Origin of the sequence: Streptomyces sp. NPDC016640, assembly GCF_043076215.1 — a bacterium.
Classification (GTDB): domain Bacteria; phylum Actinomycetota; class Actinomycetes; order Streptomycetales; family Streptomycetaceae; genus Streptomyces.
Genome location: NZ_JBIBRG010000002.1, coordinates 714836 through 732120 on the forward strand (window position 1 = coordinate 714836; position 17285 = coordinate 732120).

Below are 17285 nucleotides of genomic sequence, written 5' to 3' on the forward strand. Positions count from 1 at the left end.
GGTGAGACGCTATGACCGGAGGAAGGGGCTGCAACGGGCCGGTCGGGTGCGCGCGTCGGCCACCGCCCCGGCGAGCGCGCGTACGAGCCCGTCGGAGTCGTCCGCGTGGAAGCGGACCACGCGGACCTCGCGGCGACCGCCGCAGAAGGTGACGTGGGCGACCGGCTCGGTCAGCTCCACCGTGACGGTCGTCTGCGAGCCGACGGCGACATCGAGCTCGCCGTCGGCCCTCTCGTGCGTCATCCGCAGCTCCCGCCGGACCGAGGCGATCCGCTCCAGCGGTATCCGCAGATCGACGTGCACGGCCCGGCGGACCCGCAGCACGCCCGGGTCCAGGACATGGGGGCGCACGACGGACGAGGCGTGCAGCGCGACGACGAAGACCACGGTGTACACGTCCAGGACGAGCACCACCGCGTGCACCGTCGGCCAGTCGCTCAGCAGCACCGACATCGCGACCGTCTCGACCGCGCACACGAACGCGAACCCGAACATCATGGCCGCCTGCCCGCCCGCGTACCCGAACGCCGTCCCACCGCCGGTGCCGTGTGGACGCCGCGCCACCCACAGCCCCAGGCTCACCATCAGCCGCAGCTCGTACCCCACCAGGCGCCGCGCGGCCCGCGCGAACCCCCTCACGACCGCCGCCCTTCCGTGAGGATCCGCATCGTCCGGCGGATCACCTCCGCCTGGGCCGGGGCGAAATCGGCGTAGAAGGCGCGCAGGAAGCCGTCGCCCTCCTCGACGGCACCGTCCGCCCCCTCCGGCACCAGCCCGGCGGGCACGCAGGCGGCGAGGGCGCGGGCCGCCTCCGCCACCCGCGGGTCGTCCGGATCGGCGTCGGCGAGCGAGTCGAGCAGCCCGTACACGGTCAGCGCCCGCTCCACCCCGCCGGGCGCGGTCATGACACCACTCAGCAGCCCCGCCAGCCGCTCCCGTTCCTCCGGCGACGCCGCGGTCTCGACCAGCGCCAGCATCTCGCGGTCCCTGGCGGCCATGGGGGAGTCGGTGAGATGCGCCATCTCCCGGAACAACGCGCCCAGTCCGGCCGACACCGGCCCCCCGGCGGCCAGCGCGCCCTCCGACTCCAGTAACGCCCGCAGCCGCGCCCGCCGGTCCCGGATCGCCTCCTCCTGCCGCGCCAGATCCTCGTCCAGCTCCGTCAGCACCTCGACGAGGTCCTTCCCCGCGTCGTCCGCGAGCACGTCCCGCACCTCGGCGAGCCCCAGCCCCAGCTCGGTCAGCCGCCGGACCCGCGCCAGGACTACGGCGTGCCGCAACGTGTAGTCCCGGTACCCGTTGCCCAGCCGCTCCGGTTCCGGCAACAGCCCCAGATGGTGGTAGTGCCGCACCGCCCGCGTGGTGACGCCGACGACGCCGGCGAGTTCTCCGATCCGCATGCCACCAGTAGAAACGTTGACGCCGCGACAGGGTCAAGCGAGCGACTGAGGCTCTACCGCGGTGCGGACCCCTGGATGCCCTGCGACGGTGTCGCCATGGTCCTGGAGGTGACGTCCACGAAGCCGAACGCCGACCGCGAGGCCAAGCGTCGCTGCCACGCCCGCGGCGCCATCCCCCTCCACCTCCTCGTCGATCGCGAAGCCTCCTCGGTCACGCTGTTCAGCGACCCGGTGGAGGACGTCTACCGGGAGCACTGCACCCGCCCCCTGGGCAAGCCCTTGGCACTCCCCGCCCCCTTCTCCTTCGACCTGGACACCGGCGACTTCCTCCGATCCCCTGTGGGCGGGGGTGCGAGGTGACGGACGCACGGGAGCGGGCGCGCCGGACCAGGGCGCGGCCCGGGCGCCGCGGTCCCCCGCCGGCCACCGCACCGAAGCCCCGCTCACGCCCGGTACCATGGTCGACACGGCAGACGAGCCGGGCGGGCGGCCGCGTGGAGTCCCTCACGGGACTTCCCGAGGAACGTCCGGGCTCCACAGGGCAGGGTGATGGCTAACGGCCACCCGGGGTGACCCGCGGGACAGTGCCACAGAAAGCAGACCGCCGAGGGCTCCGGCCCCCGGTAAGGGTGAAACGGTGGTGTAAGAGACCACCAGCGCCTGAGGCGACTCAGGCGGCTAGGTAAACCCCACCCGGAGCAAGGTCAAGAGGAGGCGCCTCCTCGGAAGGGAAGGCGTCTCTGCGCGGACGTTCGAGGGCTGCCCGCCCGAGTCCGCGGGTAGACCGCACGAGGCCGGCGGCAACGCCGGCCCTAGATGGATGGCCGTCGCCCGGGGCTCCGCGAGGAACCCCGGGAACAGAACCCGGCGTACAGCCCGACTCGTCTGTCGCTCTTCATTTCAGCAGGTCAGGGCCCTTGTTCTCGCGCTGGGCAAACTGCCGGGCCGAACCCGCGCCGTGGGGCACGGTCCAAGCGGTGCCCCGGGGGGCTGGGCTTTCGGCCAGGAGAACCGTCTCCACCAGAGGCTCCGCACGCCTACGTGCCCGTCCGGCGCCGACGTGCCCGGCTCCGCCCTTTGCTTCGTCGCCACCCGCTCGGAAGAACGGCGGTACGCTCCCGGCGCGCGGTGGCGACGCCCGAACGCCGGGCGACGCCGTCGCTGCGGCCGTTGCGCGCCACCTTTCAGCGGGTCACGGCCGGCCGGAACTCGTCGCGCTGAGCCGGAGTACTTCGCCAAGTCGCGCTGTCCCGGCTCTCCGTGAACTCGATATTCTCGGCGCATGCGGATTCTTGTGACCGGCGGGGCCGGGTTCATCGGGTCGGAGTTCGTCCGGAGTCTGCTCCTGACTTCCGATGCGGTCAGTTCCCATCAGGACCTCGGAATCACCGTCCTGGACAAACTCACTTACGCGGGCACGACCGCCGGACTGGACCCGGTGTCCGGGCATCCCGGTTATTCCTTCGTCCGTGGCGACATCTGTGACGCCGACCTGGTCGAAAAGGTGATGGCAGGGCACGACGCGGTGGTGCATTTCGCCGCCGAATCGCATGTCGACCGGTCCATCGAGAGTTCCGGCCCCTTCGTGACCACGAACGTCCTGGGCACCCAGGTCCTGCTGGACGCGGCCCTGCGGCAGGGCGTGCGGCGCTTCGTCCACGTCTCCACCGACGAGGTGTACGGATCGATTCCGGCCGGGTCCTGGTCGGAGGAGAGCCCGTTGGCCCCGAACTCGCCGTACGCGGCGTCCAAGGCCGGCTCCGATCTGCTGGCCCTCGCTTGTCATCGTACGCACGGGCTGGACGTCGTGGTGACACGTTGTTCCAACAACTACGGCCCCTACCAGTTTCCCGAGAAAGTGATTCCGCTCTTCGTCACACAGTTGCTGGACGGCGAGAAGGTGCCGCTGTACGGAGACGGACACAACGTGCGCGAATGGGTACACGTGTCCGACCACTGCCGGGGAATTCAGCTCGCGCTCCGGCACGGCCGGGCCGGTGAGATCTACCATTTCGGCGGTGGTACCGAGCTGACGAACAAGGAACTCACCGGCCTCCTGCTCGAAGCGACCGGCAACGACTGGGACATGGTCGAGCAGGTGACGGACCGCAAGGGGCACGACGCGAGGTACTCCCTGGACTTCGGCAAGGCCGTCGCGGAACTCGGGTACGGGCCGCGGGTGGAGTTCGCCGAGGGGCTCGCGAGCACGGTCGCCTGGTACCGGGACAACCGCTCCTGGTGGACACCGCTCAAGGAAGGCCGGCAGCGGTGACACCGTCCCCGGAGCGGGCCACCCGCCCCCGGGCGAGTCGTCGTGACCGGTTTTCGCCGTCCGGGAAAGGCGGATGCGACCGGCTGGAGAATCGACTACGGTTGGTGGCGTGTGAGATACGGCATTGACCCTCTGTGACGCGGCGCTGGGCGCGAAGCCCCAAGCGGCCCTTGGCTGAAGCCCTCCGGCGAGACGTACCGCCGGGCGCGGCTTCCGGGTTGTGCTGCTCGTATGCCCGTCCGTTGTCGCCGACGGTGTTCACCCTCCTCCCTTCCGGCCCCGGCCTGGCCCTGCCTCGTCCTGCCCTGTCCGTCCCTTCGACGGATCGGACGGGCTCCACGCGTACCCCGGACATCTCCGGGGGCCCGCGCAGAGGTCAGGTGAACGATCACGCGACCGGTGGGAACCGTCATCCCCAGGAGGGCCCGCAGCGCACCCGTGCCGGGCTCCACCGGCGGTCCCCGCCCGAGAAAGGACTCATATGACTCACCCCGAAGGTTCCGCCGCACGTCAGCAGCGGGCGGATGCCCTGATGGACGAACACCTCGTGCCGGACCCCGACAGCTTCGACGGTGAGCAGTACGACCGCGAGGAGCGGGCCGCGCTGCGCCGGGTCGCCGGACTGTCCACCGAACTCGCCGACGTCACCGAGGTCGAATACCGCAAACTGCGCCTGGAGCGCGTCGTGCTCGTCGGAGTCTGGACGTCCGGCAGCGCCGACGACGCCGAGGCCTCACTCGCCGAACTGGCCGCGCTGGCGGAAACGGCGGGCGCCCTGGTGTGCGACGGGGTCATCCAGCGGCGGCAGAAGCCCGACCCGGCGACCTACATCGGATCGGGCAAGGCCGAGGAGCTGCGGGAGATCGTCGAGGAGGCCGGCGCCGACACGGTCGTCTGCGACGGCGAACTCAGCCCGGGCCAGCTGGTCCACCTGGAGGACGTCGTACGCGTCAAGGTCGTGGACCGTACCGCGCTGATCCTGGACATCTTCGCGCAGCACGCGAAGTCCCGGGAGGGCAAGGCCCAGGTGGCGCTGGCCCAGATGCAGTACATGCTGCCCAGGCTGCGCGGCTGGGGCCAGTCGATGTCCCGGCAGATGGGCGGCGGTGGCGGGGGCGGCATGGCGACCCGCGGACCCGGCGAGACGAAGATCGAGACCGACCGGCGGCAGATCCACGAACGGATGGCCAAACTCCGCCGTGAGATCGCCCAGTTGAAGATCGGACGGGACGTCAAGCGCGAGGAGCGGCGGCGCAACAGGGTGCTGTCGGTCGCGCTCGCGGGGTACACCAACGCCGGCAAGTCCTCCCTGCTGAACCGGCTCACCGGCGCCGGAGTGCTGGTGGAGAACGCGCTGTTCGCCACCCTGGACACCACGGTGCGCCGCGCGGAGACCCCGAGCGGCCGTCCCTACACCATCGCCGACACCGTCGGCTTCGTACGGCACCTTCCGCACCACCTCGTCGAGGCGTTCCGCTCGACCATCGAGGAGGTGGCGGACGCGCACCTGGTGCTGCACGTGGTGGACGGCTCGCACCCGGAACCGGAGGCGCAGCTCGCCTCCGTCCGGGAGGTCCTGGCGGAGGTCGGCGCGGGCGAGATCAGGGAGGTCGTGGTCGTCAACAAGGCGGACGCCGCCGACCCGGACGTGCTGTCCCGGCTGCTGGCCGCGGAACCGGGCTCGATCGCGGTCTCCGCGCGCACCGGAGACGGTATCGAGGCACTGCGGGACTTCATCGACGTCCTGCTGCCGCGTCCCGAGGTGGAGATCGAGGCCATGGTGCCCTACACCCAGGGCGGCCTGGTGTCCCGGGCCCACGAGGAGGGCGAGGTGCTGTCCGCCGAGCACACCGAGCAGGGCACCCTGCTGAAGGCGAGGGTGGGGCCGGAGCTGGCGTCCGCTCTGCGGGCCTACCCCCAGCCGTGACCCGGGCAGGAGGGCCGCGGGACGGACCGGTCCTCCCGCCCGGGTCCGGCCGGACCGATTGCCGGTGCAGCTTCGTACCGCCTACGATGGCCGTATGGGTTCCCTGTGACCGGTACATGTGGTCCGCGAGGGTGTGGGACGTCGAGCCCGGCCCCGTCGCCGCACCCGGCCGTGCACGCCTGAGAAGACGGACGCGCTGCGATTCCCTCGGCATGCGCCGTTTCCGCCGGACGGACCCGCTCCTGACGGTGCGGGTCCCCGGCGGACTGCGTTTTCCAGCGGTCTGCTGTGTGCGCGGCGACATCACTCAACCCAGATCAGGAGGACTCCTGCGTGTCGACAGCGCAACTCGCTCTGCATGACATCACCAAGCGTTACCAGGACCACGTCGTACTCGACCGGATCGGCTTCACCGTCAAGCCGGGCGAGAAGGTCGGTGTCATCGGGGACAACGGCTCCGGCAAGTCCACGCTGATCAAGCTCATCGCCGGGCAGGAACAGCCGGACAACGGTGCGCTGACGGTGGTCGCGCCCGGCGGCGTCGGCTATCTGGCCCAGACACTGGAGCTGCCGCCGGACGCCACGGTCCAGGACGCCGTCGATCTGGCCCTGGCCGACCTGCGGGAGCTGGAGGAGGGCATGCGCCGGACCGAGGCCGAGCTGGCCGAACGGCCCTACCAGGCGGGCCAGGACCCCGAACTCGCCGGCCTCCTGGAGCGTTACGCCGCGCTGGTCGACCAGTACCAGGCCCGCGGGGGCTACGAGGCCGACTCCCGGGTGGAGATCGCGCTGCACGGGCTCGGGCTGCCCGGGCTGGAACGCGGCCGGCGGCTGGGCACCCTCTCCGGCGGCGAGCGCTCGCGCCTCGCCCTGGCGGCGACGCTGGCCTCGGAACCCGAACTGCTGCTGCTGGACGAGCCGACCAACGACCTGGACGACCGGGCCGTGGGCTGGCTGGAGGAACACCTGCGCAAGCACAAGGGCACCGTCGTCGCGGTCACCCACGACCGGCTCTTCCTCGACCGGCTCACCACCACGATCCTGGAGGTCGACTCCGGCAAGGTGATGCGCTACGGCAACGGCTACGAGGGCTACCTGACGGCCAAGGCGGCGGAACGGCAGCGCCGGCTGCTGGAGTACGAGCAGTGGCGCGCCGAACTGGACCGCAGCCGCGAACTGATCACGTCCAACGTGGCGCGCCTGGACGCCATCCCGCGCAAGCTGCCCTTCGCCGTCTTCGGCGCCGGACAGTTCCGGATGCGCGGGCGGGGCCACGGGGCGATGGTGCGGATCCGCAACGCCAAGGAACGCGTCGAGCGGCTGACCGAGAACCCGGTCGCGCCGCCGCCCGAGCCGCTCACCTTCACCGCCGAGATCACCACGGAGGCCGCGCAGCCTCAGGAGACGGTGGCCGAACTCACCGGCATCCGGGTCGCCGACCGGCTCGGCATCGACTCCCTGCGCCTCGGGCCCGGTGAGCGGCTGCTGATCACCGGCCCCAACGGGGCGGGCAAGACGACGCTGCTGCGGGTGCTCTCCGGGGAGCTGGCACCCGACAGCGGATCGGTGCGGGTGTCGGGCCGGGTGGGACACCTGCGGCAGGAACAGGCGCCGTGGCAGAAGGGGATGACGGTGCTTCAGGCGTTCAGCAGCGGACGGGTCGGCGACGTCGACGAGCACGCCGAGTCGCTGCTCTCCCTCGGGCTGTTCAGTCCGGACGACCTCCGGCAGCGTGTGCAGGACCTGTCGTACGGGCAGCGGCGCCGCATCGAACTCGCCCGGCTGGTGACCGAGCCGGTCGACCTGCTGCTGCTGGACGAACCGACCAACCATCTCTCGCCCGCGCTCGTCGAGGAGCTGGAGGAGGCGCTGACCGGCTATCAGGGCACGGTCGTCGTCGTCACCCACGACCGGCGCATGCGGTCCCGCTTCACCGGCGCCCATCTGACGCTGCGGGACGGACACGTCGCCGAGTTCACCGCCGCCTGATCGCCGAAGCGGTGGGGGAGGGACGGGTACCTGGGGGTCCGTCCCTCCGGACGGTCAGAGGCGGACCGGCAGGCTCTTCAGGCGCCAGGCGCCCGGGAAGGGCTGCCGTTCCAGCGCGGACGGCGGTACGGCGAGGGCGAGGCCGGGGAAGCGGTCGAACAGGGTGTCGAGGGCGACCGCGGTCTCCTGGTGAGCCAGGGCGGCGCCCAGGCAGTAGTGCGGGCCGAAGCCGAACCCGACGTGTGCCTCGTGCGGTGCGCGGTGGCCCCGGGTGATGTCGAACCGCTCGGGGTCGGGGAACCGGTCCGGATCGTGTCCGGCGGCGCCGATCACCGCCACCACCTGCTCGCCCTTGCGTACGGCGATGCCGCCGACCTCGAGGTCCTCGGTCGCGTAGCGCGGCTGGGTGACCTGGACGGGCGTGCACCAGCGCATCAACTCGTCGACCGCCGGGGACAGCAGCCGTCGGTCGGAGCGCAGCAGGGCGAGCTGGTCGGAGTGGGTGAGCAGCGCCGCGACCCCGTTGCCGATGAGGTGGGCGGTGGTCTCGTTCCCGGCCGTGACGAAGGTCAGGACGAGCGTGGCGATCTCCTCGTCGGTGAGCGGCTCCCCCTGCTCGTCCTCGGCCTGCACCAGACCGGTGAGGAGATCGCCGGCGGGCGTGGCCCGGCGCTCTTCGATGACCAGGTGGAGATGGTCGACCATGCCCCGTACCGCGGGCCCGATCACTGCCGGGTCCATGGTGTAGAAGGCGGAACCCCACGTGTGCCATTGTTCCCGCGCTTCTTCCGGGATACCGACGATCTCGCAGATGACGTCGATGGACAGCGGATAGGAGAAGTCCTCGAGGAGGTCGACCACACCGTCCCGCGCCCGGCCGGGGAGCGCCGCCAGCAACCGGTGCGCCAGCTCCGTCACCCGTGGCCGCAGGTCATTGACCCGCCGCACGGTAAACGCCCGCGAGGACAGCCGGCGCAACCGCAGATGGCCGGGACCGTCCTGGGACAGGATGCTGCCCACCAGGTACCGCACGTACGCGTCGGGGATGCCGTCGTCGCCCAGGGCCTGCTCGTACGCATGGGGCAGGTTCATCTCCGGAACGTTCGCGGGGTTGTTCACCAGCCGGGGGTCGGTCAGCACCGCCTTGACGTCGGAGTACCGGGTCGCGAGCCACTGGACGGCGCCCCACGGGTACGCGGCCCGCACCAGCGGTGCCCGGGTCCTGATCCTGGCGTAGGTGCCGAACGGATCGCGCAGCACCTCGGGATCCATCAGGTTCAGCGCTGTCATCGTCACTGCCCTCCTCTGAACTGCCGTCGCCACAGTGTCGGCCGGGACAGCGGTGCCGAGAAAGGAAAGCGGGACTGACTGTGTCACCTCCGGGTTGCCGGAGAAATATCCCGAAACCAGGATGGGCGCGCCTGATCTCGGCCGACGATTCGGCACCGTTTCCAGCGAAAGGAACAAGAATCGATGCAGTCGCGCGTCGAGCGTCTACCCTCATTGACCGGGCTGCGCTGGTTCGCGGCGCTTTCCGTATTCGTCTGCCATATCGCCCAGCAGGGCATTTTCAGCGACCCGGACGTGGCGTCGGCCCTGGGGCACCTCACTTCGCTCGGCTCGCTCGCGGTCTCCCTGTTCTTCGTGCTGAGTGGCTATGTGCTGACTTGGTCGGCCCGGGACGGCGACTCCGTCAGGGGTTTCTGGCAGCGTAGGTTCGCCAAGATCTATCCGCTGCATTTCGTCACCTTCTGTATTGCGGGCGTCATTATCTTCAGCCTCTCCGAGCCGGTGCTGCCGGGGGGTTCGACGTGGGACGGCATGGTGCCCAACCTGCTGCTGGTGCATTCCTGGCTGCCGGACGCGTCGATCGTCTCGGGATTCAATACCCCGAGTTGGTCGCTCTCCTGTGAAATGGCCTTCTATTTGTCGTTTCCGTTGTGGTACCGGCTGCTGCGCCGGGTACCTGCGCGCCAGTTGTGGTGGTACGCGGCCGGGCTGGCGGTGGCCGTGGCGTGCATGCCGTTCGCGGCCCGGCTGCTGCCGGACAGCGCCGAGGTCGTTCCCGGGATGCCGCTGCGGGAGATGTGGTTCACGTACTGGTTCCCGCCCGTGCGGATGCTGGAGTTCGTCCTCGGCATCGTCCTGGCGCTGATCCGGCGCCAGGGGACGTGGCGGGGGCCCGGAACGGGCACGGCCGCGCTGCTGCTCGGCGGCGCGTTCGCGCTCAACCAGGTGGTGCCGCCGATGTTCACCCTCACCGCCACCACCGTCATCCCCATCGCCCTGCTGATCGCCGCCGCGGCGGACGGTGACCTGCGCGGGCGCCGTACGGGACTGCGCACGGCCGTGCTGGTCAGGCTGGGCGAGTGGTCGTACGCCTTCTACCTGATCCACTTCCTGATCATCCGCTACGGGCACCGGCTGCTGGGCGGCGACCAGGGGTACGCCCGGCAGTGGGACACCCTCGCGGCGCTCGGCATCACCGTGGCGGCGCTGGGGGTCACGATCGCCGCGAGCGCACTCCTGCACATCTTCGTCGAGCGGCCCTGCATGACCCTGTTGCGCGGCCGTCGCTCTCCGGAGGAGCCGGCTCCGGCATCCGGGGCCCGCTCGCACCAGGCTCCGCTGGAAAGGGCGTGACACGTGGCCGACCAGACCGCTCTCAGTCCGGCACTGCTGGAATACGCCAGGAGCGTCTCGCTGCGCGACGACGCCGTGCTGCGGGAACTGCGGGAGCTGACGGCGGACCTGCCGGGCGGACGCGCCATGCAGGTCATGCCGGAGGAGGCCCAGCTCCTCGCCCTGCTGATCCGGCTCACGGGCGCCACTCGGATACTCGAGATCGGCACGTTCACCGGGTACAGCACGCTGTGCATGGCCCGGGCACTGCCGCCCGGCGGCCGGATCGTCACCTGTGACATCACCGAGCGGTGGCCCGGCGTCGGCGCCCCGTTCTGGAAGCGGGCGGGCGTCGCCGACCGCATCGACCTTCGCATCGGCGACGCCGTTCGGACCCTGGCCGACCTGCGCGAACACGAAGGCGACGGAATCTTCGACCTGGTGTTCGTCGACGCGGACAAGGCCGGATACCCGCACTACTGTGAGGAGGCGCTCGCACTGGTCCGCCCCGGCGGGCTGCTGGCCGTCGACAACACCCTGTTCCTCGGCCGGGTGGCGGACCCGCGGGCCGACGATCCCGACACCCTCGCCGTACGCGAACTCAACGAGCGGCTGCTCCACGACGAGCGGGTGGACCTCGCCCTGCTGACCATGGCCGACGGCATCACCCTGGCACGCCGCCGGGAGTGACCGACGCGCCAGGGGAACGGGGAGCCGTGACGCCGTGAGTGCCCACCGCCCAAAGGCGGTGGGCACCACTCTTCGCGTGCGGCCGTTCCCTCAGCGGAACCGGTTGATGGCCGTGAGGTGGCGTTCACGCAGTTCGTGGTCGCGTACGCCGAGCCCTTGCCGGGGGGCCAGGCACAGGACGCCGACCTTGCCCTGGTGGACGTTGCGGTGCACCTCGGAGACCGCCAGTGCGGTGTCCTCCAGGGGATGGGTGCGGGACAGCGTCGGATGGATGAGGCCCTTGGCGATGAGCCGGTTGGCCTCCCACGCCTCGCGGTAGTTGGCGAAGTGGGTGCCGACGATCCGCTTCAGCGACATCCACAGATAGCGGTTGTCGTACTGGTGCTCGAAGCCTGAGGTGGACGCACAGGTCACGATGGTGCCGCCCTTGCGCGTGACGTACACGGAGGCGCCGAAGGTCTCGCGGCCGGGGTGCTCGAAGACGATGTCGACGTCCTCGCCCCCGGTCAGCTCACGGATGCGCTTGCCGAACCGTTTCCACTCCTTGGGGTCCTGCGTGTGTTCGTCCTTCCAGAAGCGGTAGTCCTCGGCGCTGCGGTCGATGACCAGCTCGGCGCCCATCCGCCGGCAGATCTCGGCCTTCCGGGGGGAGGAGACGACACAGACGGGGGTCGCCCCGCCGGCGAGCGCCAACTGGGTGGCGTAACTGCCGAGTCCGCCGCTCGCGCCCCAGATCAGCACGTTGTCGCCCTGCTTCATGGCGGCGCCGTTGCGGGAGACCAGCTGCCGGTAGGCGGTGGAGTTCACGAGACCGGGAGCCGCGGCCTCCTCCCAGGAGAGATGGCCGGGCTTGGGCATCAGCTGGTTGGACTTCACCAGCGCGATCTCCGCCAGCCCGCCGAAGTTCGTCTCGAACCCCCAGATCCGCTGCTCCGGGTCGAGCAGGGTGTCGCCGTGGCCGTCGGGGCTCTCCAGCTCGACCGACAGGCAGTGCGCGACGACCTCGTCACCGGGCCGCCAGGCGTGCACTCCCGGCCCGGTGCGCAGCACCACACCGGCCAGGTCCGAGCCGAGCACGTGGTAGGGCAGGTCGTGGCGCGCGGCCAGAGGCGAGGTGCGGCCGTACCGTTCGAGGAAACCGAAGGTGGGCAGCGGCTCGAAGATCGACGACCAGACGGTGTTGTAGTTGACCGAACTGGCCATCACCGCCACCAGTGCCTCACCCGGCCCGAGCCGGGGCAGCGGCACCTCGTCCACGTGCAGGGACTTGCGCGGATCCTTGGCCGCGCTGCTCATGCCGTCGAACATGCCGACGTCCTCCTTGCGGACGGTCACGGCCCGGTAGGACTCGGGCAGCCGCAGCGCGGCGATGTCGGCGGCGGTTCGGCCGGGCGCGGTGATCGTGGCGAGCAGGTCGGTCATGGCGGGGTTCACGGGCATCACGGGTGCGCTCCGTTCGGTCGGTTTGCGAAGAATGCGGCCGGGTCTGTGGTCAGACCACCGCCGCCCGGTGTTCCTGCTGTTCGGCGTGTCCGGCGTGTTCGGCGTGTTCGGCGGTGAGGCGTTCCAGGATCGGGACGATTCCGGCGGGTGTGGGGTCGGCGAGCATCTCCGCGCGCAGCCGGCGCGCGCCCGCCCGGATCGAGGGGTCCTCCACCGCCGTACGCACCGCCGCGGTCAGCATGTCCGCGGTGAGGTCCGCCGGGGGCAGGTGGAAACCGGCCGACAGACGCTGCAACTGCTGTGCCTTGAGCGGCGCGTCCCACAGGGACGGCACCAGCAACTGCGGCACACCGTGCAGCAGGGCCGTGGACCAGGTGCCCGCCCCACCGTGGTGGATGATCGCGGCGCAGCTGGGCAGCAGCGCGTCGAGCGGGACGAAGTCCACCGGCACGATGTTGTCGGGGAGGTGGCCCAACCGCTCGCGCTGGGAGTGGTCGAGGGTGGCCACCACCTCCATGTCGAGCCGGCCCAGCGACTCCAGCAGCGTCGGGAAGGAGACCGCGTCGCGGCCGTAGGTCTCGCGGGCCGAGGTGCCGAGGGTGAGGCAGATCCGGGGACGCTCGGGCGTGCGCAGGAGCCAGGGCTCGATCACCGAGCGCCCGTTGTAGGGGACGTACCGCATGGGCACGGTGGTCTGCCCCACGTCCAGCCGGGTGCTCCGCGGACCCGGGTCGATCACCCAGTGGCCGAGCACGTCCCGTTCGTCGTACGCGCACCCGTACCGCTCCAGGGTCCAGCCGAGCCACTCCGCGATGGGGTCCTCGCGCAGCTCCGGCGGGACCTCGTGGAGCGCTTCGAGGAAGCGTCTGCGGGAACGCCCGATCGCGTCGGGGCCCCACAGGATGCGGGCGTGCGCGGCGCCGCAGGCACGGGCGGCGACCGGGCCCGCGTACGTCCAGGGTTCCCACACGACCAGGTCGGGGCGCCAGCCGCGGGCGAAGTCGACGACCTCGTCCATGGTCGCCGCACCGTTGAAGGGAGCGAAGCAGAAAGCCGACATCAGCGTCTGCTGGCCCAGCAGGTACTCCCAGCCGGCCTCCTGGGCCGGGCCGTCCTCGGTGAACTCCAGGCCCTTGTTGTAGGGCACCAGATCGCTGCCCATCTCGGCCAGCAGCTCGACGGCGGGCCGGTCGTCGCCGACGGGGACGGCGGTCAGACCGGCGGAGGTGATGACGTCGGTGAGCGAGGGCGGACTGGCCACCCGCACCTCGTGCCCGGCCGCACGCAACGCCCAGGCCAGCGGCACGAGACTGTAGAAGTGCGTGTTGTGCGCGAGCGAGGTCAGCAGGACTCGCATCGGGGCTCCGATCGTGCGAGGGCGGACGGTGGCGTGGGGCTCAGTGCGCGGTGACGGGGAAGCGGGCGTAGGACCGTACGACCGGCGAGCGGGGGCGCATCAGGACCGGGCCCGCGGCCTTCAGGCCGGGCAGCGCGCCGGCCAGGGCCGACACGGCGGTCGTGGCGGCCAGCCGTACGACGGGCAGCGCGAGGCCGAGGTACGGCCCGGTGCGGGACACGTCCCGAGGAGCGTCCGGAGCGGCCGGGGCCACCATCACCACCTGGTCGTCGGCGCGGATGCGACGGCCCCCCAGGCGGACGTCCTCGTGGGCGACCCGGCGCTCCAGGCGGGCGGGCGGCCGCACGAGCAGCGTGCGGTCGACAGCAGCCGACGCCGCCGGGGCGTGGCGGGCGTTCGCCCAGTCCCCGGAGCCGCTCAGCAGCGCCCGCACGGTGTTCGCGACGGCCGTCGCGGCGGGTTCCGGCGCGCCGACCGCGAGGACGAGACCGATGCGTTCGACGTCCCGGGGTGCGACGCCCCGGCCCAGCAGCGCTGCGATGAGGCCGGCCGGCCGGTCCGCGCCCGTGGCGGCCTCGCGGGCGACGAGTTCGCGGACCAGCGCGGCCACCTCCCGGACCGCCGCGGCGGAGTCCCGTGCCACGGCCAGCGTCTGCGGTGTGAACCGGGCGTCCAGTTGGGGCCCGCACCGGGTGAGGAGACGGACCGCCTCCGCCCGCTCCCCCTCTCCGGCGCCCAGCAGCCGCAGGACCAACGCCCCGACGTACGGCCGGACGACATCGCCGACGAGATCGAACGCGGCGCCGTCGGCGGGCGGGCGGGCAAGGACCGGAGCATCCGCTTCGGCCCGCTCGACGCCGAGCGGGGCGGTGTCGCTCAGTACCGGGGCGGCCAGGGCGTGCAGGCGGGCGAGCTCCGGGCGTTCGTACTCGGGGAACTCGGCGGCGATCGGCAGCAGGCCGGCGTCCGGGCGGTGTCCCGCGCGGTCGAGTGTGCCGAAGCGGGGATCGCTCAGCACCCGGCCCGTCACGGCGGGGTCCGCCGTGACCCAGGCGCCGAGCAGGTCGCTGCGGAACCACGTGCCGTGCGCGCGGATCCGCTCCTCCCAGGGGGCGCTGTCGTCGTCGGTGGCGCGCAGGATCATCGCGTACGGGTCGCCCTGGTTGCCCGCGAACCAGATTCCCGCACGGGTCAGTTGCAGCCGACGGCCGAATTCGCGGATCTCGTCGTCCGGCCGGGCGGCCGGGACCTCGACGGTGGTGGTGGCGGACATGGCTCCTCCTTCTCCGGTTCGGTGCCGGACGCCGTTCAGCGGCACGTTCCGATGAACAGGCCGGGGCGGCCGATGTCGCTGCGATCCAGGTACCGCACCTCGCAGCCGGCGTTCTTGAAGGCCCGCTCGTACGCCGACCGCTGGAACAGGGTGATCCGGTGGCTCTCGGAGAGGACGCGGACGCCGTCCACCGGGTGCGCGAGCAGGTAGCGCACCTCGATCCGGGTGGCGTCGCCCTCCCGCACGGAGTGCGACATCCGGCATATCGTGTGCTCACCGGTCTCGGTGAGACTCGCCCCGATGTGACCGGGCGTGAACGACTCGGGAAACCACCAGGGTTCGACGAGGATCACGCCGCCCGGGCCGAGGTGCTGGGCGAAACGCTCCAGCGTGGCGTCGAGTTCGCCGGTGTCACGCAGGTGACCGATGGAACTGAACATGCAGACCACGGCGTCGAACCGCCGGCCGAGCCCGAACGTGCGCATGTCGCCCTGGTGCAGCGGCACGTCAGGGTTGCGGCGCGCCGCCAGGGCGAGCATGTCGGGGGAGAGCTCGAGGCCCTCCACGTGGTCGAAGAGACCGGCGAGGTGACGCAGGTGCTGACCGGTCCCGCAGGCAACGTCGAGCAGCGACCCGGCGTCCGCGCGCTCGGCCCGCACCAGGGCGGCGATCTCCTCCGCCTCGCGCCGGTAGTCCTTGCCCTTCCCCTCGTGCACCAGGTCGTAGACGGCCGCGATCTCATCGGTGTACATCAGCGTCCTCCGGGACGGATTCGGTGGGTCTGTCGTGGTTGTCGCGGGCGGTGGACGCCAGCCAGTCGTGGACCGCCGAGGCCGTGTCCGCCGCGTGGTCGGTGAGCATGGTGAAGTGGTTGCCGGGCACGTCGGTGACGCTCGTGGCCCCCGGTACCCGGGACCGCCAGCCGTCCGGGCCGTCGTCGCCGGTCCACTCGCGCAGCGGCTCGGAGGCCCGCACCAGCAGCACGGGCGCGCGCAGCGCGGTGAGGCGGCTGCCGAGCAGCAGCCGGTGGTACCCGGCCATGGCGGTCAGCCGGTGCTCCGCGAGCGGCACCGGGCTGCGCTCCAGCGACCAGCGCAGCAGGTCGTCCCGCCATACGCCCATCGCGCCGGGGTCGTCCGGGAAGTACATGTCCATCAGGACGACCGCTGCCGGACCGCTGCCGCGCGACTCCAGGTGCGCGGCGAGGGCGTGCGCGACGTTCGCGCCGGCGGAGTGGCCCGCGAGGGCGAACGGCTCGCCCCCGCAGTGCTCCAGCAGCGCGTCGGCCCGGTCGGCGAGCAGCGCGTCCAGCGATGCGGGCAGCGGCTCGGCCGGATCGGCGAAGCCGGGCAGCGGCAGGACGGTCACGTCCCGGCGGCCGCGCAGGGCGTCCGCGAAACGCGCGTACTCCCGGGGGTTCGACGTGGCGGCCGTGCCGGCGCAGCAGTACAGCCGCGGCCGCGCGGCCCCGGTCGCGAGACCCACCGGCGCCGGGAGTCCGGCCGGGGGTCCGTCGCCGGTGAAGACGGGCCGGAACCGGGCCAGTCCGGCCATCAGGGACACCGCCTCGTCGGTCCGGCCCCGGGCGACGGCCGTGCGCAGGACGCCGAGCAGCGTGCCCTCCGGTTGCGCGGGCGACCCGGAGACGCCGTCCGCCTCGCGCCCGGCCAGCTCGGACAGGTGGTCCGCCAGCGCAGTCGGGTCCTCGTGGTCGAACACGAGGCCGGCGGGCAGCTCCAGCCCGGTCGCCTCCGCCAGCCCGTCCCGCAGACTGACCGCGGCCAGCGAGTCGAAGCCGAGATCGCGGAAGGAGGCTCGCGCGTCCACCTGCTCGGCCCCGGAATGACCGAGCACACCGGCGGCCAGCCCCCGCACCAGCTGGAGCGCGAGCCCGCGCCGCTCCTCGGGCCGCGCCCGTCCGAGGCGCGGCACGGCCCGCTCGCCGTCCGCCGGGCCGGACTTCGCGGCACCGCGCCGGGTGGCCGGGCGCGCCGTGCGGACCTGCGGGATGTCGCTGATCAGCGGGCTGGGACGCCTCGCCGTCAGGGTGGGCGCGAACCGGTCCCAGTCGAGGTCGGCGACGGTCACGTTGACGTCGCGGTGGTCGAGGGCCTGCTGCAGCGCGGCCAACGCCGTTTCCGGCCGCAGCGGCCGCACCCCCTGGCGCTCCAGGTAGCCCTCCGGGGCGAGTTCGACCATGCCCTTCCCACCCCAGACCCCCCAGGCGATGGAGGTGGTGGGTTGTCCTTGGGTGTGGTTTTGCTGGGCGAGGGCGTCGAGGTGGGCGTTGGCGGCGGCGTAGAGGGATTGTC

Annotated in this window: 13 protein-coding genes, 1 other RNA gene and 1 pseudogene; 7 read left to right on the forward strand and 8 right to left on the reverse strand. The window is 71.8% G+C overall.

Going from position 1 to position 17285, the window contains the following annotated elements; genetic code table 11:
- Positions 1-9 precede the first annotated feature (9 nt).
- On the reverse strand, positions 10-585 hold the full coding sequence (locus ACF07S_RS06810) for a hypothetical protein (protein WP_391962467.1): 576 nt from the start codon (positions 583-585) through the stop codon (positions 10-12).
- 50 nt (positions 586-635) lie between these two features.
- Positions 636-1400, reverse strand: coding sequence for a MerR family transcriptional regulator (locus ACF07S_RS06815; RefSeq protein WP_391961898.1), 765 nt, complete (start codon positions 1398-1400; stop codon positions 636-638).
- Between the two features lie 48 nt (positions 1401-1448).
- Here ACF07S_RS06815 and ACF07S_RS06820 point away from each other — a divergent pair.
- The 5 genes and pseudogenes from ACF07S_RS06820 to car(A) all read left to right on the forward strand — a co-directional run.
- A pseudogene (locus ACF07S_RS06820) lies at positions 1449-1760 on the forward strand (Uma2 family endonuclease); the annotation flags it as partial.
- A 114-nt stretch (positions 1761-1874) separates the two neighbouring features.
- Positions 1875-2288: RNase P RNA component class A (gene rnpB, locus ACF07S_RS06825), an RNA gene on the forward strand.
- A 394-nt stretch (positions 2289-2682) separates the two neighbouring features.
- A complete protein-coding gene (gene rfbB, locus ACF07S_RS06830; protein ID WP_391961897.1) occupies positions 2683-3672 on the forward strand; it encodes a dTDP-glucose 4,6-dehydratase in 990 nt (329 codons plus the stop codon).
- A gap of 481 nt (positions 3673-4153) precedes the next feature.
- A complete protein-coding gene (gene hflX, locus ACF07S_RS06835; protein ID WP_391973592.1) occupies positions 4154-5599 on the forward strand; it encodes a GTPase HflX in 1446 nt (481 codons plus the stop codon).
- A gap of 333 nt (positions 5600-5932) precedes the next feature.
- A complete protein-coding gene (gene car(A) / locus ACF07S_RS06840; RefSeq protein WP_391961895.1) occupies positions 5933-7588 on the forward strand; it encodes an ABC-F type ribosomal protection protein Car(A) in 1656 nt (551 codons plus the stop codon).
- A gap of 54 nt (positions 7589-7642) precedes the next feature.
- Here car(A) and ACF07S_RS06845 read toward each other — a convergent pair whose 3' ends face one another.
- On the reverse strand, positions 7643-8878 hold the full coding sequence (locus ACF07S_RS06845; RefSeq protein WP_391973593.1) for a cytochrome P450: 1236 nt from the start codon (positions 8876-8878) through the stop codon (positions 7643-7645).
- 183 nt (positions 8879-9061) lie between these two features.
- On the opposite strand from ACF07S_RS06845, the gene ACF07S_RS06850 reads away from it, so the two are divergent.
- Positions 9062-10231, forward strand: coding sequence for an acyltransferase family protein (locus ACF07S_RS06850; protein WP_391961893.1), 1170 nt, complete (start codon positions 9062-9064; stop codon positions 10229-10231).
- 3 nt (positions 10232-10234) lie between these two features.
- Entirely contained in the window at positions 10235-10900 is a 666-nt protein-coding gene (locus ACF07S_RS06855; RefSeq protein ID WP_391961892.1) for an O-methyltransferase, read from the forward strand.
- 90 nt (positions 10901-10990) lie between these two features.
- Here ACF07S_RS06855 and ccrA read toward each other — a convergent pair whose 3' ends face one another.
- The 5 genes from ccrA to ACF07S_RS06880 all read right to left on the reverse strand — a co-directional run.
- Complete coding sequence (ccrA, locus tag ACF07S_RS06860) at positions 10991-12322, reverse strand: crotonyl-CoA carboxylase/reductase (protein ID WP_391962466.1); 1332 nt, start codon at positions 12320-12322, stop codon at positions 10991-10993.
- Positions 12323-12392: 70 nt separating this feature from the next.
- Entirely contained in the window at positions 12393-13700 is a 1308-nt protein-coding gene (locus ACF07S_RS06865; protein WP_391973594.1) for an activator-dependent family glycosyltransferase, read from the reverse strand.
- Positions 13701-13740: 40 nt separating this feature from the next.
- Positions 13741-14973: a hypothetical protein gene (locus ACF07S_RS06870; RefSeq protein WP_391973595.1), complete on the reverse strand. Its 1233-nt coding sequence runs from the start codon at positions 14971-14973 to the stop codon at positions 13741-13743.
- 35 nt (positions 14974-15008) lie between these two features.
- Entirely contained in the window at positions 15009-15725 is a 717-nt protein-coding gene (locus ACF07S_RS06875) for a class I SAM-dependent DNA methyltransferase (RefSeq protein ID WP_391961889.1), read from the reverse strand.
- The coding region (locus ACF07S_RS06880; protein ID WP_391973596.1) for a thioesterase domain-containing protein at positions 15712-17285 on the reverse strand (1574 nt) is incomplete at its 5' end. The genes ACF07S_RS06875 and ACF07S_RS06880, both read right to left, overlap by 14 nt.